General features: G+C 35.5%; 15 protein-coding genes, 1 tRNA gene and 2 pseudogenes. 6 read left to right on the plus strand and 12 right to left on the minus strand.

Translation table 11 applies throughout. The features are described 5' to 3' along the window. Window positions 1–13: 13 nt before the first annotated feature. The gene (gene ppdK / locus O9A_RS03275; RefSeq protein ID WP_034458753.1) at window positions 14–2689 is read left to right on the plus strand and encodes a pyruvate, phosphate dikinase; all 2676 of its coding nucleotides are present in this window, start codon (window positions 14–16) and stop codon (window positions 2687–2689) included. A gap of 196 nt (window positions 2690–2885) precedes the next feature. On the opposite strand, the gene O9A_RS03280 is transcribed toward ppdK, so the two are convergent. Continuing rightward, complete coding sequence (locus tag O9A_RS03280; RefSeq protein ID WP_034458755.1) at window positions 2886–3728, minus strand: peptidoglycan-binding domain-containing protein; 843 nt, start codon at window positions 3726–3728, stop codon at window positions 2886–2888. A gap of 662 nt (window positions 3729–4390) precedes the next feature. Here O9A_RS03280 and O9A_RS03285 point away from each other — a divergent pair. After that, window positions 4391–4765 (plus strand): DUF5330 domain-containing protein, encoded by a 375-nt coding sequence (locus O9A_RS03285; protein ID WP_034458757.1) that lies wholly within the window; start codon window positions 4391–4393, stop codon window positions 4763–4765. A 109-nt stretch (window positions 4766–4874) separates the two neighbouring features. Further along, window positions 4875–5285 (plus strand): SufE family protein, encoded by a 411-nt coding sequence (locus tag O9A_RS03290; protein ID WP_034458759.1) that lies wholly within the window; start codon window positions 4875–4877, stop codon window positions 5283–5285. A gap of 103 nt (window positions 5286–5388) precedes the next feature. On the opposite strand, the gene O9A_RS03295 is transcribed toward O9A_RS03290, so the two are convergent. After that, window positions 5389–5826, minus strand: coding sequence for a Ros/MucR family transcriptional regulator (locus O9A_RS03295; RefSeq protein ID WP_011180394.1), 438 nt, complete (start codon window positions 5824–5826; stop codon window positions 5389–5391). An 881-nt stretch (window positions 5827–6707) separates the two neighbouring features. Between O9A_RS03295 and O9A_RS03300 the strand changes: the two genes are divergently transcribed. Then, window positions 6708–8801, plus strand: coding sequence for a S9 family peptidase (locus O9A_RS03300; protein ID WP_034458761.1), 2094 nt, complete (start codon window positions 6708–6710; stop codon window positions 8799–8801). Between the two features lie 84 nt (window positions 8802–8885). Here O9A_RS03300 and O9A_RS03305 read toward each other — a convergent pair whose 3' ends face one another. Next, entirely contained in the window at window positions 8886–9488 is a 603-nt protein-coding gene (locus tag O9A_RS03305) for a superoxide dismutase (protein WP_034458763.1), read from the minus strand. Window positions 9489–10525: 1037 nt separating this feature from the next. Here O9A_RS03305 and O9A_RS03310 point away from each other — a divergent pair. Next, window positions 10526–10600, plus strand: a tRNA-Gln gene (locus O9A_RS03310). Window positions 10601–11087: 487 nt separating this feature from the next. Continuing rightward, window positions 11088–11384: pseudogene (locus tag O9A_RS08600) on the plus strand (HigA family addiction module antitoxin). A 58-nt stretch (window positions 11385–11442) separates the two neighbouring features. On the opposite strand, the pseudogene O9A_RS08660 reads toward O9A_RS08600, so the two are convergent. The 9 genes and pseudogenes from O9A_RS08660 to O9A_RS03355 all read right to left on the minus strand — a co-directional run bounded on the left by O9A_RS08660 (window position 11443) and on the right by O9A_RS03355 (window position 21091). After that, a pseudogene (locus O9A_RS08660) lies at window positions 11443–12429 on the minus strand (tyrosine-type recombinase/integrase). Next, window positions 12395–12679, minus strand: coding sequence for a hypothetical protein (locus O9A_RS03325; RefSeq protein ID WP_051665561.1), 285 nt, complete (start codon window positions 12677–12679; stop codon window positions 12395–12397). Before O9A_RS03325 ends, O9A_RS08660 begins: the two are co-directional and overlap by 35 nt. Window positions 12680–12789: 110 nt before the next feature. Beyond that, window positions 12790–13395, minus strand: coding sequence for an autotransporter domain-containing protein (locus O9A_RS07400; RefSeq protein ID WP_195890915.1), 606 nt, complete (start codon window positions 13393–13395; stop codon window positions 12790–12792). After that, window positions 13293–13652, minus strand: coding sequence for a hypothetical protein (locus O9A_RS08115; RefSeq protein WP_195890916.1), 360 nt, complete (start codon window positions 13650–13652; stop codon window positions 13293–13295). Before O9A_RS08115 ends, O9A_RS07400 begins: the two co-directional genes overlap by 103 nt. Before the next feature lie 46 nt (window positions 13653–13698). Then, a complete protein-coding gene (locus O9A_RS07410; protein ID WP_051665567.1) occupies window positions 13699–13983 on the minus strand; it encodes a hypothetical protein in 285 nt (94 codons plus the stop codon). A gap of 2390 nt (window positions 13984–16373) precedes the next feature. Further along, window positions 16374–17159: a DUF1499 domain-containing protein gene (locus O9A_RS03340; protein ID WP_034458767.1), complete on the minus strand. Its 786-nt coding sequence runs from the start codon at window positions 17157–17159 to the stop codon at window positions 16374–16376. Between the two features lie 625 nt (window positions 17160–17784). Continuing rightward, window positions 17785–18324 carry a DUF1254 domain-containing protein gene (locus O9A_RS03345; RefSeq protein WP_034458769.1) on the minus strand — a complete coding sequence of 180 codons (540 nt, stop codon included), beginning with the start codon at window positions 18322–18324 and terminating at the stop codon, window positions 17785–17787. After that, a complete protein-coding gene (locus tag O9A_RS03350) occupies window positions 18317–18913 on the minus strand; it encodes a DUF1214 domain-containing protein (RefSeq protein ID WP_034458772.1) in 597 nt (198 codons plus the stop codon). The genes O9A_RS03345 and O9A_RS03350 overlap by 8 nt, the downstream gene beginning before the upstream one ends. Before the next feature lie 18 nt (window positions 18914–18931). Further along, complete coding sequence (locus tag O9A_RS03355) at window positions 18932–21091, minus strand: transglycosylase domain-containing protein (protein ID WP_051665571.1); 2160 nt, start codon at window positions 21089–21091, stop codon at window positions 18932–18934. Window positions 21092–21257: the final 166 nt, after the last annotated feature.

Genomic DNA, 21257 nt, shown 5'->3' on the forward strand with positions numbered 1-21257 from the left:
AAGGACTTGTACGATGACAAAATGGGTTTATAGTTTTGGTGATGGTAATGCAGAAGGAAGTGCAAGTAAGCGCAATCTTCTCGGCGGCAAAGGGGCTAATTTAGCTGAAATGAGTAATCTGGGTCTGCCTGTTCCTCCTGGATTTACTCTTACGACAGAAGTTTGTAATTTTTATTACGCATATGACAGGTCATACCCAAAAGAATTAAAGGAAGCTGTCGAACAAGCGCTTAAGCATATTGGTGAACAAACAGGACGTGAATTTGGTAACGAAAAAAGGCCACTTTTACTCTCTGTTCGTTCAGGAGCTCGAGCGTCTATGCCAGGAATGATGGATACAGTGCTTAATCTTGGCATGAATGATGAAACTGTGAAAGCAATTGCTTTACAGACCAACAATGAACGCTTTGCTTATGACAGTTATCGCCGATTTATTCAAATGTATTCGAATGTTGTGTTGGGATTAGAGCATTCGTATTTTGAAGAGATTCTTGATGACTCAAAAGTGCGCAATGGTTACGCTATTGATACAGAAATGACAGCGGTTGATTGGCAAGATGTTATTGTTTCTTACAAGGCATATATTGAAGGAAAGTTAGGCAAACCTTTTCCACAAGATCCTGAACAACAATTATGGGGTGCGATTGGAGCAGTTTTTTCAAGTTGGATGACAGCACGCGCTGTCACTTATCGTCGTTTACATAATATTCCTGAAAGTTGGGGAACGGCAGTTAATGTTCAAGCGATGGTGTTTGGCAATATGGGTGAGGATTCAGCAACAGGTGTTGCTTTTACACGCAATCCATCAACAGGGGAAAAAGAGCTTTACGGTGAATTTTTAGTTAATGCACAGGGTGAAGATGTCGTAGCAGGTATTCGAACTCCGCAAAATATCACAGAAAATGCACGTATTGTTGCGGGCTCAAACAAGCCATCTTTAGAAAAAATCATGCCAGAAGCTTTTGAGGAGTTGTGTCAGATTGGACAAAAGCTTGAACAGTATTATCGCGATATGCAAGATCTCGAATTTACAATTGAAAAAGGTAAATTGTGGATGTTGCAGACTCGTTCGGGAAAACGAACAGCGCGTGCAGCTTTAAGAATGGCGATTGAAATGGTTGAGGAGGGGTTGATAAGTCGTGAAGAAGCGGTCATGCGCATTGATGCAAAATCGCTTGATCAACTTCTACATCCGACACTTGATCCCAAAGCAGGGCGTTTTGTAGTCGCACGTGGTTTACCTGCTTCTCCGGGTGCGGCAACTGGTGAAATTGTTTTTACTTCGGAAGAGGCAGAAACTGCATCGGTAGAAGGACGAAAAGTTATTTTGGTACGCATGGAGACAAGTCCAGAAGATATTCATGGTATGCACGCTGCAGAAGGGATTTTAACGACGCGCGGTGGTATGACAAGTCATGCTGCTGTTGTAGCGCGTGGTATGGGAAAACCATGTATTTCTGGGGCAGGGAGTGTGCGGATTGACTATAATACAAACACAATGTTTGCTTCAGGGCAAAGTTTTAAAAAAGGTGATGTCATTACGATTGATGGTGGGAGTGGAGAAATTTTTAAAGGCAAGGTTGCGATGTTGCAACCTGAGCTTGGCGGAGATTTTGCAAAATTGATGGAGTGGGCTGATGAGATGCGGCGTATAAAAGTTCGCGCCAATGCTGAAACACCGTCTGATGCACGTATGGGACATTCCTTTGGGGCTGAAGGTATTGGTCTGTGTCGTACAGAACACATGTTTTTTTCTGGTGAACGTATTGTTGCTATGCGTGAAATGATTTTAAGTGATGATGAAAGCGGGCGTCGTAAAGCGCTAGATAAGCTTTTGCCAATGCAGCGCTCAGATTTTGTCCAATTGTTTGAAATTATGTGTGGGTTGCCTGTTACTATCCGCTTGCTAGATCCACCCCTCCATGAATTTTTACCAAAAACAGATGCAGAGATTCTTGATGTTGCAACGGTTATGGGAGTTTCTAAGGACGTTCTTGTGGAGCGCGCGCGGCAGTTGCATGAATTTAACCCTATGCTTGGATTAAGAGGATGCCGTTTGGCTATTACTTATCCCGAAATTGTTGAAATGCAGGCACGGGCAATTTTTGAAGCAGCAGCAGAAGCTGCTCAGAAATCTGGATCTCCCGTTATGCTTGAAATTATGGTACCACTTGTTGCACTGAAATCTGAACTCGATTTTGTAAAAGCACATATCGATCAGGTAGCTTGTGAGGTAATGAAGGAGAAGGAAAGCACTATTCAATATATGATTGGGACGATGATTGAGCTGCCAAGGGCGGCTCTTCGAGCAGATGAAATTGCTGAAACTGCCGATTTTTTTTCATTTGGTACAAATGATTTGACGCAAACCACTTTTGGTATTTCACGTGATGATGCCGCACCTTTTTTAGCAACATATTTTCAAAAAGGACTTTTGGAACAAGATCCTTTCGTATCTATTGACCGTGATGGAGTAGGGGAACTTATTGCTATTGCTGCACAGCGTGGGCGTTCGCAACATGCAAAAATTAAATTGGGGATTTGTGGTGAACATGGAGGCGATCCTGCTTCTATTGCTCTATGTGAAGAAAATGATTTAGATTATGTTTCATGTTCTCCTTTTCGGATACCAATTGCGCGCTTAGCCGCAGCGCAGTCAGCAATTGCAAAAAAGAGAGAGTGGTTTTAGATTACTCTTTTGTATGGTTGCTGTGGTGGTTAAATAAATTGTTAGGGACTCTTCATTTTTTCATTGAAGAAAATCTCTAAGATGTCTTATAAATCGTATGTATAAGAGAAGGGGTCTGTCTTTGATAAGTTTATGAGAAAAACTATAAGGCACAACATGTTTTCAGAGTTTACTTTAATAAGATAGGTAATTATCTTCAATTTAACAAACCTATTTCATGCATTTTCATCAAAACTGTGTGATTGATTTTACCAGTTATGGGAAGATCAAACATTTTTTGAAACTGTTTTAAGGCTTCTACTGTCTTTTGATCTTCTACACCTGTAACAATAACCTCCTGATTACCAAAAATACGTAAGGCTTTTTGCACTTGTACAATATCTGCGATAGTAGGCTTTGAAACAGTTTCTGTTGAGAGAGGCAGATCTTTTGTTTTTGTTATCTCATTTGTCATTTCCATTTCGCTTTGCTTAATTAATACCGCAATTTCATCTGTTAAGGGTTTTTGTAAAACACGATTTTGCATTTCCTCAGCAGTTTGTTGTTTCCATAGTGCTATGGCACGACGCGTTTTAGGTCCCTCTAGTCCATCTAAAGAACCATCATAAAGTCCTAGTTTTGCTAGCTTTTTTTGCATTTCTAGTGTGCTTTGTGACGCAGAATGTGAAGATGAGTTTTTGTTTAAGTAATTCGGAGGTAGTATAGAAGTAACATATGGATTTTCTTGAAATTTTTCTTCTTTTAAGAACAAAGTAGAATTTTTTTCTATATTTGGAACGGATGTGAATTTCATTGGAGTAAAAACATTTTGATGTATTTTCATTTGTGAAAATAAAGCATTAAATGAAAAAAATCCAAAACTAATAATAAAAATAATAAAACCAACAAACAACAAAGTATTTTTTTGTTTATAAAAATAAATTTTTTTTATAACAAAAATAATAAAACGAATTTTTATGAGAAAAAATGTTATAATAATACTACGTTGTATGCGATTTTTTTTAACTTTTTTCTTTCTTATCTTTCTTTTTTTTATCATATTTTAATTTTTATTTCCAATTATGACTGTTTTTTACACAGAAAAAATCAAATTATTCTCACTTTAAGTGAGCAGGAGAGACATTTATGTTACTGTTCTCTATCTTTTCAAATTGAATAAATAAAATCTTCCTATCAAAAGTGTTATTTATAAATAAACAAAAGCCTTTATCCACTTTTCTCAATTTTATTATCACCTATAATCAATTCTTCATGATCATCTAAACAACAGTTTATATATTATCTTATTATACCTTTTTTGTGCATATATTTGATAGCATTTACAATTAAGTTAAGACATCCTATAATGCTGGCAAGCTGATGGCAGCTCTGTTAATGGTGTGATCAGCATGGGGCTATCATGCTTCGATATAAATCCATACTCCTAACATTCTATTCATCCTCATTATAGTCTGATAAGAGTGCGAGCCTTTTTATCTCCAATGGGCTCCAATTTGACTATATAAATTTAATGTTAAGTTATTAAAGAAAAAATATATCCCATTTTTGCACAATCATATACTATATTTTTAGTTAATGACACAATCTAGTAAACAAGCGCTCGATTTTATAAAACGCCTATTTTATAAATTTTTTATTAACGAGAAAGAGCATAAACTATTAATTTTGTTTTATTTGAATAATGTGGTACATTAGCTGCACATGATACGTTTTTTAATCAAATTATCATTTTTTTTGTTTTTTGTTTTTATCATCATTTCATTTTTTGCAGCAAAGCCGAGCAATAACCATTCTTTTACTCAGAAAGAGTTTGAGACAAAAACGAGCGATGTAATGACGGCTTTTAAAGAAACTCTCAGTGATTTAGGAAAATTCTGTGACCGTAATATAGAAACCTGCAAAATCGGAAAATTCTTTTTAAGTTCACTTAGCGAGCGTGCAAGTTATGGTGCAAAAGCAGCTTATGAATATCTTGGAAATATATTAAGTGATAAGAATATAGCTCAATTTGAAAACATTTCCCCCAATGTGGATGAAAAGTCTTCACAAAAAAAGAAGCATTCAACACTTCCTTGAAATAAAAGTTTTTAATGCTCACTATTGGTTTTATGCTAAGAAGAATAAGCGCTTATTCTGTCAACCAAATGTATCACATGATCATAAAAAACAAAACAGGACTGAGGTTATGGCAGAAACGATCAATGATATTATAGAAAATTTTTCTCTTCTGGATAATTGGGAAGATCGTTATCGTTATGTAATTGAACTGGGCCATGAATTACCGGATTTTCCAAAAAACGCTAGAAATGATGCGAACAAAGTTCATGGTTGTGTAAGCCAAGTATGGCTTTTATCTTCACGTGATAATTCAGAAAATCCAATACTAACCTTTCAAGGTGATTCCGATGCTCACATTGTGCGTGGACTTATCTATATTCTTCTTGCCTTCTATTCAGGAAAAAAAGCCTCCGAGATTCGCAATGCCGATGCCGAAGGGCTCTTTGAAACACTTGGTTTAAACGAAAATCTCACACCACAACGATCGAATGGCCTTAAATCGATGATTGAAAAAATCCGTAACGAGAGTTACATATAGAACCAACCTCCCGTAGCAACAACTACACAGAACTCTCACAGAAAATGCACTTCCTAAAAAACATTTTCATAGACTAGAGATAGAACTCTTTTGAAAAATGCAATTATTTTGTTTTCTTCCGTTTGCTTTTGCGTCCAAGTCCCATTTCCTTCGCCAGAGCTGAGCGTGCTTTTGCATAATTAGGTGCAACCATAGGGTAAGAACTGTCCAATTGCCACTTTTCACGATATTCTTCTGGCAACATCCCATAATGGGTCATAAGATGACGTTTCAGGGATTTAAACTTCTTTCCGTCTTCAAGGCAAATGAGATAATCAGGAAAGATCGAACGTTTTGGGTTAACAGCAGGCCTTTGCTTTTCAACTTCAACTTCTGTTAAATCTGCGTTCCCTGCTTTACGAAAAGCGGCATGAACATCAGCAATCAAACTTGGCACTTCAGTCGGTCGGATCGAATTATTACTCACGTAAGCAGCAACAATATCAGCAACTAATGTAATAACTAAATTGCTTTCAGTCTCTAAGACTGGACGATGTTCCATTCTTTTTTCCTTTAATTTAAAATCGAGATATCATTGGTACTCATACTCATAATACAGAGATCCCATGCACGTAGGTTTCATATTGTACAAAAATCTTTTTTGTCAATTCAATTATTCTATAAAATCGCCGAAACACAAAAAAATCAAATAAATACCTATTTTTTGTCATAATATATGATGAAAAGAAAGGGCTTCTTTCCTGTTAGAATATAGTTTTTTTTATAAAAATTCATTCACAATGTTAAAGTATATCATAAATATAAAAATAATATAGAATGAATTTATTTATTTTTTAGAGAAATTTTTAATAAAAATATTAAATTTAAAACATAAATATAAAATAAATATTTCATTTTATATATTTATAATATTAATATTATCATTTTTAAATTTTACAAATTTCATTTTTTGTTATCATAAAATGATCTTTTCTGAACATAAAAAGTGGCTTAAACAATTTTTAAAATTCAAAAAATGTGGTGAATAGGATGAAAAAATCAAATATATATTAAGAGCTGCAGAACATCATAGGATAATATATAAACACATCAGTATGGTATTGAAGGATTTTTTCCTTTTCAGACTATACATTCTAAAAAAAATTTATTGTGTATATCCAGAAATTATTTCTACTATTTGAAGAAAATTCCAACCATGCTGCCAAAGAGTGTAATCTTCTAGCATGTCGATTAAAACGACCTGATCTTTATAGGGACAATACTTATGACATATAATAAACAGAAGTATAGCGAGTAATTGTGGAAATTATTGCAGTCATATTTCTGCACGTATGTGGAACGCACAAATTTTCCCATTTGCAAAAATAATATGATTCTAGCATATAAACGAAACCATAAATATATTTTTATATAGGATCGTATATGACTCGTTCTTCTGTACTTCCACCCAAAGCATCCAAAATCATTTATAAAGACGTGTATCACGGTATTTGTCGCGATGATCCTTATCATTGGCTACGCGCATCTAATTGGCAAGACGTTTTAAAAGATCCTAGCTGTCTTGATAAAAATATTAGGCATCATCTTGAAAAAGAAAATGCCTATCAAGCTGCTCAAATGGCTGATACCAAGCTATTACAAGATTTACTTTTTGCCGAAATGAAAAGCCGCATCCCTGAAAATGACAGTTCTGTTCCTATAAAACGTGGAGCTTTTGCGTACGGATTCTCTTACGTTACCGGAGGTCAATATCCCCATTATTTTCGTACATCAAGGAGTGGGCAGGAAAAAAACGTTTATCTTAATGGCGATGCTTTGGCCGAAGGGAAAGAATATTTCAGTTTTGGTTCAGTTCAAGAATCTCCTGATCATAAACATGTTGTATGGACCTATGATGACAAGGGATCAGAATTTTACACAGCTAAAATTCGTAATTTGGAAACATTGTCTGATTATACGGATACAATTACAGATACATCCGGACAGATTGTATGGGATGCTAAATCTGAAGGTTTTTTCTATACGAAGATAGATGAAAATCATCGGCTTTCAGAGCTCTATTATCACCGATTAAACACTGATCAATCGCAAGATAAGCTGATTTTTCGTGAAGACAATCCAGGATTCTTTTTAAACGTAAGCAGTTCTAAACTTAATGATGTTATTTATATTAATATTCATGATCATGAAACGTCAGAAGTTTGGCTGATCCCTGCTCAAACACCTCTCACTGTTCCGCAATGTGTACGGAAGCGACAAAAAGGTATTGAATATTCTCTTACAGAGGGTGGTGATGTCTTTTATATTCTTACCAATTTAGATAACGCAAAAGATTTCAAAATTATGGTAGCGCCATACACATCTCCACAATCAGAAAATTGGTCTGAACTTGTATCACATCAACTTGGATGTTTGATCATATGCCATGATGCTTATCAAGATTTTCTTGTTTGGCTTGAACGCTTTGAGGGACTTCCTCGTATAAAAGTAATGGAGCGTACCACCAAGCAAATTCATTCCATTTCTGTTACAGAAGAAGTTTATTCCCTAGGTCTACAAGGTGCTGCAGAATATAACAGTCAAACTATTCGCTTTATCTATTCATCTATGACAACACCTGATCAAGTTTTTGACTATGAGATGAAAAGTCGCAGACGAACACTTCTAAAAACACAAAGAATTCCTTCAGGGCATAACAAAGATGAGTATGTAACACGGCGCATTATGGCAACTGCAGATGATGGTGAGAAAATTCCTATTTCACTTTTTTATCATAAAACTACTGCTCTTGATGGCAGTGCTCCTTGTCTGCTCTACGGTTATGGTGCTTATGGAATCTCTATTCCTGTAAGTTTCAATAGTACTGTACTGTCTTTGGTTAACAGAGGTTTTGTTTATGCTATTGCCCATATTCGTGGAGGAAAAGAAAAGGGAGTTGAATGGTATGAGAAAGGGAAACACCGTTTTAAATACAATACATTTACAGATTTTATTACCTGTGGGCGCTACCTTGTAAATAATAAATTCACTACTCATGATCGACTCATCGCCCACGGTGGTTCGGCGGGAGGAATGTTGATGGGCGCTATCGCAAATATAGCTCCACAGGATTTTTCTGGGATTGTAGCGAATGTGCCTTTTGTTGATGTTTTAACAACCATGTTAGATGATTCGCTACCATTAACACCTCCAGAATGGCCTGAATGGGGAAACCCTCTTGAATCGCAAGAGGATTATAATCTTATCGCCTCCTATTCACCTTACGATAACGTTAAAGCTCAAAAATACCCCTCTATCCTTGCAATCGCAGGATTAACTGATCCTCGTGTAAGCTATTGGGAGCCTACAAAATGGGTGGCAAAGCTGCGCGATTTAAAAACAGACGATAATGCGATTTTATTACGCATTAATATGGATTCAGGTCACGCAGGCGCGTCTGGGCGTTTTTCAAAGTTGGAAGAAATTGCATATATCTATGCATATATCTTAAAAATAGCGAAAAAAAACTGCTGCTAAGTTGGTATTTTTTCTTTTTGAAAGGCTCCACAGCCTCATGAATTATGGAGCCTTTAATACAACATAGAAAGTCATGCAAACAATTTAAAGTTCACAATCTTCATAAAGTTTCAAAACATAGTCCCAATTAATTAAATGATCGACAAAGGCTTCAAGATATTTTGGACGCGCATTGCGATAGTCAATGTAATAGGAGTGTTCCCACACATCAACACCAAGAATAGGTTGCGCATTATGGACCAGAGGGTTTTCGCCATTAGGCGTTTTCATGATTTCAAGTTTACCATCTTTAACAGCAATCCATGCCCATCCGGAACCAAATTGGGCAACAGCAGTAGCGATAAAATCAGCACGGAATTTATCATAACCACCCAAGTCAGATTCGATAGCTTTTGCTAATTTTTCAGGTAGGTTTTGACCACCCCCCCCTTTTTTCATCCAATGCCAAAAATGATTATGATTGTAGTATTGGGCTGCATTATTAAACAAACCAATATTCTGGCCAAAGCTTTTTTTTACAATATCTTCAAGGCTTTCGTTTTCTAATCCTAAATTTTTCACGAAATTGTTAGTATTGGTCAGATAAGCGAGGTGATGCTTATCATGATGATATTCAAGTGTTTCGCGTGACATATAAGGCGAAAGGGCGTCATAATCATAAGGCAAAGGTGCCAGTTCAAAAGCCATTTAAAAATCTCCTCGATTCTAATTGTTAAGCTCACTTCAAAATCCTAGTCTGCCATTTACAGCACCTAAAATCAAATGTTGAAGTGTGTTTGTATCAATTTAGTTTTCGTGATCATTTCTTTATAAAGATGCTTTTTCTTGCTGTATCTGCTTAATCAATCAAAGTACCATTGATTGATTTAGTCCTACTCCTGCAGGAACGCACAAACCCCGCCGTCTAACAGAAAACACAAATATCTTCAAATTTAAGTTAGTGTACAGAATGAAAAGACACTTAAACAGCTATCGGTTAGTGAACATATTCGCTAAAATATTTCTTCAACATTTAATACTCTGCAAAAATATCTTTATTTAATTTTACAAAGATTTTTTTAGCCTATTCGATGTTAAATATGGTAGAATTTTTGTCAAATTTTTCAATAGGTTGGTAGAGATTTTTTGATCTATTACTCATTTCGTACAGATTTAGAAGATTTCAGAAATCGAATTGTGACTGATAGTGTACGCATATTGGCCAAAATAGGATTTGCCATGATGATCTCATTACATTTGCCCTATATTTTCAGCACAATCTTTGAATGCTGGAAGAGCAAGCTTTTATGCACTGAACAAGTGAAAATCAAGTGCACGGTCAAGAAGACAAAAAATCATTAACACACAAAACTTTTACATTCTCCTTATTTTATCTGAAGAGCTTAAGTGTGAATGCATCAAGAAAAGAGGCCATAATAAGGGATAGTCAACAATAGGCTTTAAATATGGCAGTAAAATATAAATTTAAATTTGATGTTATGGATGGAGGGGGATGAGCAGATAAAATATAAAAACATAAAAAGTGCAAAATAACGGATAGATAATTGACCCTTGTTTTAGGAATCTACATAAGAATAAGTTTTTATTGCAAATTTTGTATCAACGTGTCACTAATGAAATTGCAAAACTCTATGATAAAAAAATAAGAGCTTTGATTTTCAGATATTGCGCACAATCACAGAAATCGCTATAAGGTGCAAAAACAGCTGTGAGCGTGTTTTTTTTGGGGTATAGCCAAGCGGTAAGGCACCGGTTTTTGGTACCGGCATTCCCTGGTTCGAATCCAGGTACCCCAGCCAGTTCCTGATAATAATAATAAGTTATGGAAAAGTTCTGGGATTTATTTCTATTGACTCTTTTACTTATTTCTGTCTATCCTGAACTTATAGCTCATTCTCAGCTTATCCAGATGTGAAACCAGAATTGTCAGTATGGTGCTTTATTCTTATCTTTATTGACCGTATAGGAATGATATACGATAGGGGGGTGGTAATGGCAATTGTGAGTTTCAAACATAAGGGCTTAAAATTATTTTATACAATGGATTCTAGAAAAACTATTTGATCAGATTATGTAAAAAAATTACGTGTTATCGTAACAGCTTTAACAAGTGCTACTGCGCCTGAGATGTGGAAAGCGTTTGCCTTTAAAATGTACCCTCTTAGAATTGAACATGCAGGATTTATATGGGTCAACAGCAATTGGCGTGTTACTTTTCGCTTTATAGGAACAGATATGGGGCTTGTTGATTGTTAAGATTACCATTGATGAAAGAAACAAAAACAAATGATGTATAACCCGGTACATCCAGGAGAAGTTCTAAAAGTAGCTTTTTTGGAAGAAATGGGGCTAACAATACAAAAATGAGCTGACCATTTTATATGACAAAAACTTCTTCAAGAGTGGTTAACGAACATGCTTCTATAAGTACCGAGCTTACAGTTAAATTAGAATTAGCCGATTTTAGTAAAGCGAAATTTTTGTTGGATATGCAAGAAAATTTATAATTTATGGCAAACAATGCAACAGGTGCAACTACCTATTTCTTCTCTGCTGTCTGATGTTATTCAAACGTCACTTTGATTTCGTTAATAATTTTGATGGTATTTTGGTTTGTTTTTTAGCTGCAGCCCCCGTTACTCTAGCTTTTTTGAAGTTTCTTAATTGCTTCTATTCCTAGGCGTTTTCCATCAGCTGTTTTGGTATAAAGGAAGCTATTTTATCTTCTGTCCAACCAAAAAGCATTTTCATTTGTAAAACTGTAGCACCAGCATTGGCTGCACGTGTTGTTGCTGAATTTTATGATCAATGTGTTGACTTTTTTTTAAGATCTGCCGCATTATATCCTTTACGAAACAGGTTTTCAAAGCTTTCTTTAGTTAATTTTTTTACCTTCTTTACTACCACAAATAAATGTTTTATCACCAATAGGATCAATTTGAAGAGTTTCTGTAAGTTCTGGTAAAATAGGAAGAAAAACATCCATTTTAAATTGGCTCTTTTCTGTTTTGAGATGGATAATAGTATCTTTGATGTTTTTTCAGTCGATATAAATCGCATCATTATGATGCAAGCGCGTATAACAAAATATTCAATCCATTGTTGAGAGAGCTTTCTATGGATAATTGATAGTATTTGTCAATAATATCTTCTTCTAGCCATAGAGTGAAGCGTTTTGCGTTAAAGGATTTTAGCAGTTTTAAAAGCAGGATTTCTGTTTAAAAGAGCATTCTCAACCGCTTAAAGCCTGTTAAGAAGTTTTTTGCTGCTGCTGGTGTTGCATGTTTTCTTGCTACGGCATCAAGAATATGTTGTTTTTCTATGTTTTTATAAGTACGATCACCAATATGTTTAGAAACATTGTTCAGAATTCTATACTTAACTTTTTCGTGGTTTTTGATTGATTATGCCATTGCATGCTTTGTAAATATTGATGCAAACACCAATCGAAAGAGTTTTCTGGAAGTCTGGTTTGTATTATTTTATTTAATGGCAAGCATATGATTGTCAACAAATTCTTTCGTTCCATAGGTTTCTTCAACTCGAAGTCATGGTCCATGATTAATACGTACATATTAATTTTACCATGACGTTTATGAATAAGATGTGGTAGACGAGGCTTTGGCATAGCTAAATTTTATGCCATCAACAGAGGGGCAGGGTAGATTGCTACTATATTCTTCTTGTTCGTTTTCCAGTGGAGGAAAATCGTTGATACTATAAACGTGACCTATTGTTGTTGATGCTATGGTTTTATTGAGATGAATGAATAATTTCCCTGTAGGTTTGATTTCTATGAGTTCGCATCCTTGCTTTTTAGCTTTTCTTAAAGCGCGTGCAATGGTTGGCTGGATGATGGTAGGTAGACAATGCGCCATGTCTGTTCCCCTTGATTTTAGGTACAATTCACTTGTGTTATGAATCATACATATGTTGAAAGTTGTGATAAGGGGTGGGGATGCTGGGAGGAGAAAGTATCTCCATAACTTCAAGTGGCTTGTGTCAAGATCTGCTTCATGTCTTGCTCTATTTTTTTTAAAAAGACTTCGATAGCTTTATTGATCTGTTTAATTTGTGTCTCATCACGGCCGATGCGTTTGATTTTCATGCGTGAGCAAGAAGGTCTGCCTACAAAATAAAGGCGGGTAAAAAGTGTACCTAATAAAACAACACGCCTTTTAAAAGAAGCAGTCATTAAATTAGCCGAAAAAAAAAACAATGAACGGTTGTTTTCAGTGGAAATAATTTTTCTCAAACGTTTGCCAATTCGTGCCATCCATTGGGGAGGATCTTTTATGTCAATTCCTAGGTTAGCAGCATCTGAAAGGGTATCAAATGATAATTGTTGATAAATAAGTTGTATCTGGGGTTCAAACTTTATTCCTGCTATGCCTGTGGCAAATTCTTTACCAACGGTGGCAGAAGCACTGAATGTTTTCGTATCATTCAATTTTGCGGTATTCTTGATGAAAGCAGTGGTAATATCTCCGTTTAGCATACCATAGAATTCCAGGATATCGACATATAAACCATTGTTATGTTGTAGACTTCTGTCAACTGTGAGCGTCCATTTGTTGAGTGTACTCTTCGGCATCCTCCATATCTTTTGGGGTGAAGGAGAGTTGCCCATAGGTTTCCATAAGTCCAAAATGTAATATTTTGGCTTTCCATTTCAGCTAATGCACCACCTGCGTGGACAGCAGCATAGCAAATATCAGCTAAAACTTCATTTTGTTTAGCAATGTCGCTGAAACCAGCGTAGAAGAGAGCATTGGGCATCACGACGTAGCTTGCTACTTGTGGGAAGAAGGCTTTCATCATTGAGACAGGGTCAATAAATACATTTTGCAAGGGGAAATCCCAGAAATTTTCATTCTTTTCATCAAACAGGTTTCGTTTAATATTGGCTGATTGATTCATGGCTTGATGTTGGTCCATAGGTCATCAGCGTATATTTATAAGGCAAACTCTTTACTGTGTTATAGTTCTTGGCTAATTTGAAGGAATTTTCCTTCGCTTTATCAGAAGCTTGAATAAGTGAAAAACCACATGTATTCAAAAGAGCAGAAGTATTTTTTTGTACACCGTCATTTCCTAATTGGCTTTTGAAATAGAGGGTTGTTGTGTTTGATGCGTTACCATGAATGATAACTCGATTGGTTTTTTGAGTGATTTTTTTCACTCAATTCTATGTTAAAATAAATCTTTACATTACCGGTTGCATTATAGACTTTTGTGGTATCGAGTTTTCCAGATCCTACATGCAGTGTTTGATAGTAGTTTTTCAGTGACTCATTAAAAGTAATTGTGCTATCATTGAGATTAAGTACAGAAACATCAGAACGTGATCTCTTCTCGATATCAAGCTTTGTCTGTTTTTTTTTGTACTGGTTTTTAAGAGCTATGTTGTGTTGTTTTTTAAATTCAAAAGTATCGTGGGATCATCTATAATTTTTGCTCTACCTTTTAAGGTATAGGAATCAGCGTTCAGGTTAAAAATACCTCTAGGTGGTTTTGTTTCTCTTTCACTTCGCTCAGGTTCTGTAATTTGGCCAATTAATAAAGTATCAACATAAATTAATGAATTTTTGAGGTTAAGTGTGTCCATTTGTGAATTTGTAAAATACCAATACCATTTTCAACGAAGAGCCTTGTATTGGCCAAACTAATCTCTGATTCTGAATATTGATTTCTGATATCTTTTTTGCGCCTCAATCTTATGCTACTGCTCTTTGCTTTCGTAGAAAAAATATCTGTTACATTAATTGTCCGCCATCTGTTACAACAAATGCAGCCTTTTTCCCCTCTATTGTTCTTCCAGTCATCTACGATTTTTCCGTTATAGGCACAGAGTGCGTTACCATTAGATATGACGTAAACATTATCGTCCAAAATGATAGTAGATCTTTGTATAGCCCATATCCCAATGTCATATCCTTGCAAGAATCCACTGGATGCCGTTATTAACGCATCATCAACTGAAAATGAACGTATAGCTTAATTCCACTCGTAATAGTTACGTTTTTTAAAATAGCATTATAATTATTGTTATTTTTTCCGAATTTGCTGACATTAATTTTTACATTTTCCAGCTTAATACTTTCTAATTGAGTATTGGCAGGATCCATTGATAAAGAGTTCAACGCCATTGTTTTCAGCAGTGATGCTCCTCCCTGACATATACCTATACTATTTAGTGTATACTAAAACCTATGTATCCTGCATTAATGGTTATATTATCTAACTGAATAAAGGCATTTTTGTTTTACGCTGCTATTGATGATTTTGAATCAATAGTACCGTTGATTATTTTAATCGTACCATTATCGTATGCAGCAAGACCGTTTACAGATCTTTTAAGTTGTATTTCCATATAATTCAATCGTGATTCTAGGTGCGTTAACATCAAGACTGTTATAGTAAGCAGTTACAACACCACTCTCCCTGGGGTACCAGAATCTATGAGAATTAAACCAATATCATAGATTTTCCCACCGTTTGTGCAGAAATAGATTCATAACTTTTTCCGGAATCCATGATTGTTTTCCTTTCTTGATCTTTAAAAATTTCAGTTTATGTGCTGAGAAACGTTTCTTTATATAAAGGAGGTTATTATTGAAAAGCTTTATATTGAAATTGAGAGAGTGAAACTCTCTTTAAAAATAATAGTGGAAGCAAATGATAGATTGATAAGGAGTTTGCTGTTGGAAGTAAGCTCATCTTTGTACAAGTTTTTACAACATGAGGAAGAGGAGTAGTAGGACGTTATTTGGAAAAAATAAGAAACGACAGTGAGAAAGTTGTTGCGCTTTAGATCTAAAACAGATTTTATACTTTGGCTAAAAACACTGATTGATGCTTTATAAAACTTTTTCTCTTCTTTTCTAAGTGTTTTGGATAAATTAGGGGTGGAGTATTTTGTTGTGCTTGGTTTGAGTAGATAATGTCTTTATTTTCAATACTATTAAAATAGCTGCTGCGATTTATGCTTGAAAGGTTTGTTGTGCGATATCTGCTTGATACGTGTCATTCATTGAGGGTTTCATGTTGGTCTCGTTGAATAAGGAGAGTACTGAATAAAAAATTTTTTGATGAAAAAACAGTTCTTCTTTACAAAATTTTCTCAATGAAATCTGTATTTGCATTTGAACCAGATGAACATAGACGGTGGTGATAAATGTTCTTTTTTCCCGTACAATATTTCTGTTTTTATGATAGTGCTATCGTTTACAATAAAATTGTAGGATGTCTAAATAGGCGAAACAGTTGGCATTGGATTCAGCGATGGAACAGGAGTTCTTGTGGATTTTGGATATAAGACCTACACGCGTTGGTGATAATTTATAAAATATTTAGAAATATCTTTAAAGTTACTCTGGTATTGTAGAAATATTTTAATAAATATAAATCTTAATATATCTACAGAGGTTAATAAAAAAGATTTTATATATTCTATTTTACTTTATTGTAGCTAATAATTTTTGTAATTTATAGTATTGATAGTAATGGATTTATAATTTTTTATTAGTGTATTTATTTATATTAAAAATAATATAATATACTTCTAAGTTTCTACTCATCATCTTTAGAAAGAGAGAGTGAGGCAATTTCTGTATCAAGTGCATCCATAAAGTCGATAATAAAAGTAGCATTGGTACCTAAATCTCTTGGCAAATAACGTGAAGCAGAACGCATATCAACAAAAGTTGTATCCCCTTCATCAGTTAAACGAATGACAATGTCCGAAATAAATCCAAAATAAAAAGTTTTTGCTACTGTTTCAATATAAAACATACTCTCTTCACCTTTAAATGCTCTTTGAGCTACAACAGGCCAATTGTAGGCTTCTAAAACATTGAGAACAGACTCGCGAATATGATCAGGTGAACCGTCATAACGACGTCCCGACATTTCCGGCCATTTCGACATCTGTAAAACCGCTTGCTCAGTTAAAACACTCTTAAGCGGTAACGCATCCCTGGGACGTATCGTGTGGAAAAAAGCTGGTGGTTTTTGTGTATCGGTGGAAATATCATAAAGAGCTGGCAAAGCAAACCAAAATCCGAAAAAAAACACCAATGGCGTAGCAGTTATCAATGAATAAATAATACCTCTTAAAGCTTTCATTCCACCTAGAGCACCATATACCCACAAACTATAAAGTGCTTTTACAGAAAGAAAAAGAGAAATAATAGCACAGCAAACAGAGATTATTATCAAAATCATAAAGTCAGTTACGTTAATCATGGCAAAGCGTTGTAAAAGGATTGAAAATAATAAAATCAGGAATGCCAATCCACCAAAACGGGGGGACCATATTGCTGCCCTTGAGACTAACCGAACATATGTATTCTTCATGAAGTTCTCTTCCCCCCAATTACGGACTAGAAGCAAAATTTCTCTTAGATTTCATATCTTAGAAAGCTACTAGTTACATAAAAAAATAAAGCACTTATTTTTAAAATCAAGTAAGGTCTATACTCCATCAACTTTCTTGCTAATGAGGGTGGATAATTTTTATCTCCTCCATGGATTTATCAATGTAATGGATTAAACTTTATCAGAGCTGATTGTAACAACGCGAAAATAAATTCAAATGACAAGCTTTATGATAAGTGTAATTGCCAAAAAAAATTTTGACACTTTATTCTCATTGTTTTCTTCTGGTTGAAGATAGGTTTTACTATCGAACATGATATGCTTTCAGTGCAATAAGAGCTCCATTGTATTTCACGTTTATTATCGTGCTTATTTGTTATACGGAGTTGTATAGCAGATTATTGTCTCAACAAAAGAGTATTGCACAGATCATTTTGGGTGATTTTTATCGAAAGAAAAAATTCAGATACTAAAAAATTGGAATGAGGATTACAATTCGAATTCTAATGTTTAGCAGATTGTATTTGAAACTTGATATTTGAGTATGCTTTCGTTCAATTGTATAAAGAGTGAGTTTGTTGTACAGTCGTAAGGCAGTATGATTTTATTTATTCAATATTCGACAAGTTGCAGATGAAAAGAAAGCTTCACTTTCTTTCTTTGCAAGTAAAGAAGGGGAAAAGATGCGTAAGATCACAAAACCTTTCTTTAAGTTTTTAGCGATCAAAACTGAATTGGCGTTATTTTTAAGCTTTGACTGTTTGAGTTCTAGGATTTGTATCGACTTTCCAATGATGAGATCAAGTGTAGCATCAGGGGCTGTTCGGTCATTCAGGCTGTAGAAAATAATTCCGTTCTGTGTATAAGCTGCTAGTGACCAAAATTGATTTGTTTTCATAGCCTTTAAATGAACAGGGCCATTTTCGAGATCAAATCTGCAGACTTTAAGAAGGAAGAATGGATCAGTAGTCTTCTGAATAGAATTACGCGCATCCAAGTTAACAAATTGATAAGATGCTCCTGATTTTTTAAGTTCTATCCATATATTATTTTTTGCCCAATAGGGTATCAGAAAGAGAACGCAAATATGGACAATGATAGCGCCAATGACTGTAAGAAGTGAGGCGTGAAAGAATTTAATCACAGTTTATTTGTCCTGATGGAATTTGTTCTACAGATGGCATGATAAGCTTTTGCAATGCCGTTACAGAGATAATTGGGGTATCGTATAGAGTAAGAATAAGCCCGAATTCTCTTTGACTAACTGTCGCAAGCCAATTACCAATTTGCGGTGTTGGTGAAATATTGATGCGTAATGAGCCATCACTTTCATAGATAATATTGTTGGTGTAGAGTTCGAAAGGTATTTTCTTGGATGAAGTGTATGGTTTGAGTGATCTGTCAGCTGTATAAAGTGTAAAGAGGCGGGTTTCAGGGATGTGGCCTTTAAGTAGATAATGGCAATTTGGTTGTAGTAGACGGCCGTGGTTATCTTTCCAAATTTGAAAAATAAGTCCTTCAGTGCGCCCAATTGAAATATCACTTCGTTTGGCAGCACGTGCGCGCGTATATGGATCAGTGTTGGATGTTCCTACTTGAGGATAAGCATTCCATTCTCCAATTGTGAAGCGTCCAAAATGATTAAAGGAATTGAGGACGTAATCAACACTCAGTGTCCCACATAAAATGGAAAAAGCAAAAATGAAAAAGAGAATAATGATCTTAACAAACATGAGTAGGATATTTCAAATTTAAAGTTTTGAAGCTTCGATAGTTTCCCTTTTCAAAGAGATTACAGATGGCTTTTTCAGATCGTTGTTAATCAGACGTAGAATATTCAATGTTTCAGGGGAGAGCGTATAGGGTAAGGGTATTGGGGGGGAGGCAAGTTCAGAATCATTATTGTAAGGACGTGTCAGTGGTTGATAAGGAAGAAGAGAATCTTTAACACCATAGAGTTGTTTGAGCATGATATTTTGGTGTGCAGAGAGCATAATGTTGTGCCATATCATGGCAGGAACACCACCACCAAAAGCCCGATTCATCGGTGAAAAATCATCATTGCCCATCCACACAGCTCCAGTATAATTACCAGTAAAGCCAACAAACCACGCATCACGATAGGATTGTGATGTTCCAGTTTTTCCGGCAACAAGAGTCATGGGGAGAGTGGCACGTTTACCGGATCCTCGTGTTGTAACACCAACCATCATTTGATTCATATAAGCTGCTGATTGACTACTGAGGACTCGATGTGGTTTATTCCCGTTATACTTAAAGTCCCAGAGCAAGTGTCCATCTGTTGTCCTGATTTGCGTAAAACCGTGGTGATTTCCAGCTATTCCTCCATTAGCAAAAACATTAAAACCGATTGCTTGATCCATAGGGGTCATATTGGATGTGCCTAAAACCATGGTTTTGTGTGATGAAATATGTGCATGAATCCCCATATTTTTGATCAAATTTATGATAAATTGGGTACTGCGGTTAAGATATTGATAGGTAAGATAGACAGGCACTGTATTAATGGAAAAAGCTAAAGCAGTTGCTAAATCGATTTTACCGAGATAACGGCCTGAGTTATTTTTCGGTGACCAGCCTCCCCAATTGATAGGAGCATCTAGGACGATTGTTGAGGGAGACAGACCATGTTCCATTGCAGCGGCATAAACATAAGGTTTGAATGAAGAGCCAGGTTGCCGGCCGCCTTGTGTTGCTCTATTAAATTGGCTTTTGTTATAATCCACTCCTCCAACAATTGCACATACAGCGCCGTTATTGTCGAGTATGACGGTGGCAGCTTGTGTGACACGATATTGTTGACCATATTGCTGTAAATGATACGCGATTGATTCCTCTGCTGCTTTTTGAATATTCGGATCGAGAGTGGTTTGAACGATTAAAGTATGGCTTGGAAGTTGGTCCCTCATTTTTTTGACTTCGTCGAATGCCCAATCAAGAAAATAATCAGGTTGAGTATTTTTTATTTTTGGAAGTACTTTGGCGGGATGACGATGGGCGTTGATAATTTGGCTCTCAGTCATAAAACCACTATTAACAAGATTAGCCAGTACCACATTGGCACGTGTTTGAGCGGCAAAAAGGTGACTATGAGGAGCATATTTGGTTGGGGCCTTAAAGAGTCCTGCTAACATAGCGGATTCGCTAAGAGATATATTGCGTATGTTTTTCCCAAAATAAAATTTTGCAGCTGCTGCAATACCGAAATTGTTTCCTCCCATATAGGCACGTTCAAGATAAAGTTGCAAAATTTGTTTTTTGCTGAAATTAGCTTCTAGCCAAAGAGCAAGATAGGCTTCTTTGATTTTGCGTGTTATGGTTCTCTCATTTGTTAAGAACAAATTTTTAGCCAGTTGTTGTGTAATGGTTGAACCACCTTGAACTACACTCTTAGCTTGCATATTTTGGGAAATTGCTCGCGTCAGTCCTTGCAAATCAATACCCCAGTGATCAAAAAAACGACGGTCTTCTGTGGCAAGAACCGCTTTAATAACATAATCAGGCATTTCTTCAATGGAGACAGATACAGCTGGTAATGCACCACGATAACCAATGGGATTCCCGTATCGATCTAAAAAAAGAATGGAAAAATTTTTAGGAGAATACCAATTTTTTTTGGTTAATTCAAAAACAGAAACGCCAACAATAGTAAAAAGAGTAAAACCAATCAATCCTAATGTGAGGGTTTCATCAAGAACTTCGATTATAAATCGTTTCCATCCTTGGATATGAAAACATTGTGAGGTGATTTTTGCCTTTTTCCAGAAGAAACTATTAGCAGAGCGGAGGCGATAAAGTACTGTGTCGAAAAGTGCGTCTAGTTCAATGAGTGCAGGACTATGAAAGGATCTATTTTGTTGTGCTTTCTTTTTTTTAAAAAAGTCAAACATTGAAAGGAAACCTATGACAAAGTGATGTAAACAAACAACTCTGTAATAGTTATATGGAGTAAAAATACTTTTTTCCTATATTTTTGACAAAGAAATAGCTTAATTGAGGAAAAAGTTTACTTTAAGATAACTGTTTTAGCTTCTGTAGATTGTATCTTCATCTTTT

The sequence above is a fragment of the Bartonella koehlerae C-29 genome (assembly GCF_000706625.1).
Classification (GTDB): domain Bacteria; phylum Pseudomonadota; class Alphaproteobacteria; order Rhizobiales; family Rhizobiaceae; genus Bartonella; species Bartonella koehlerae.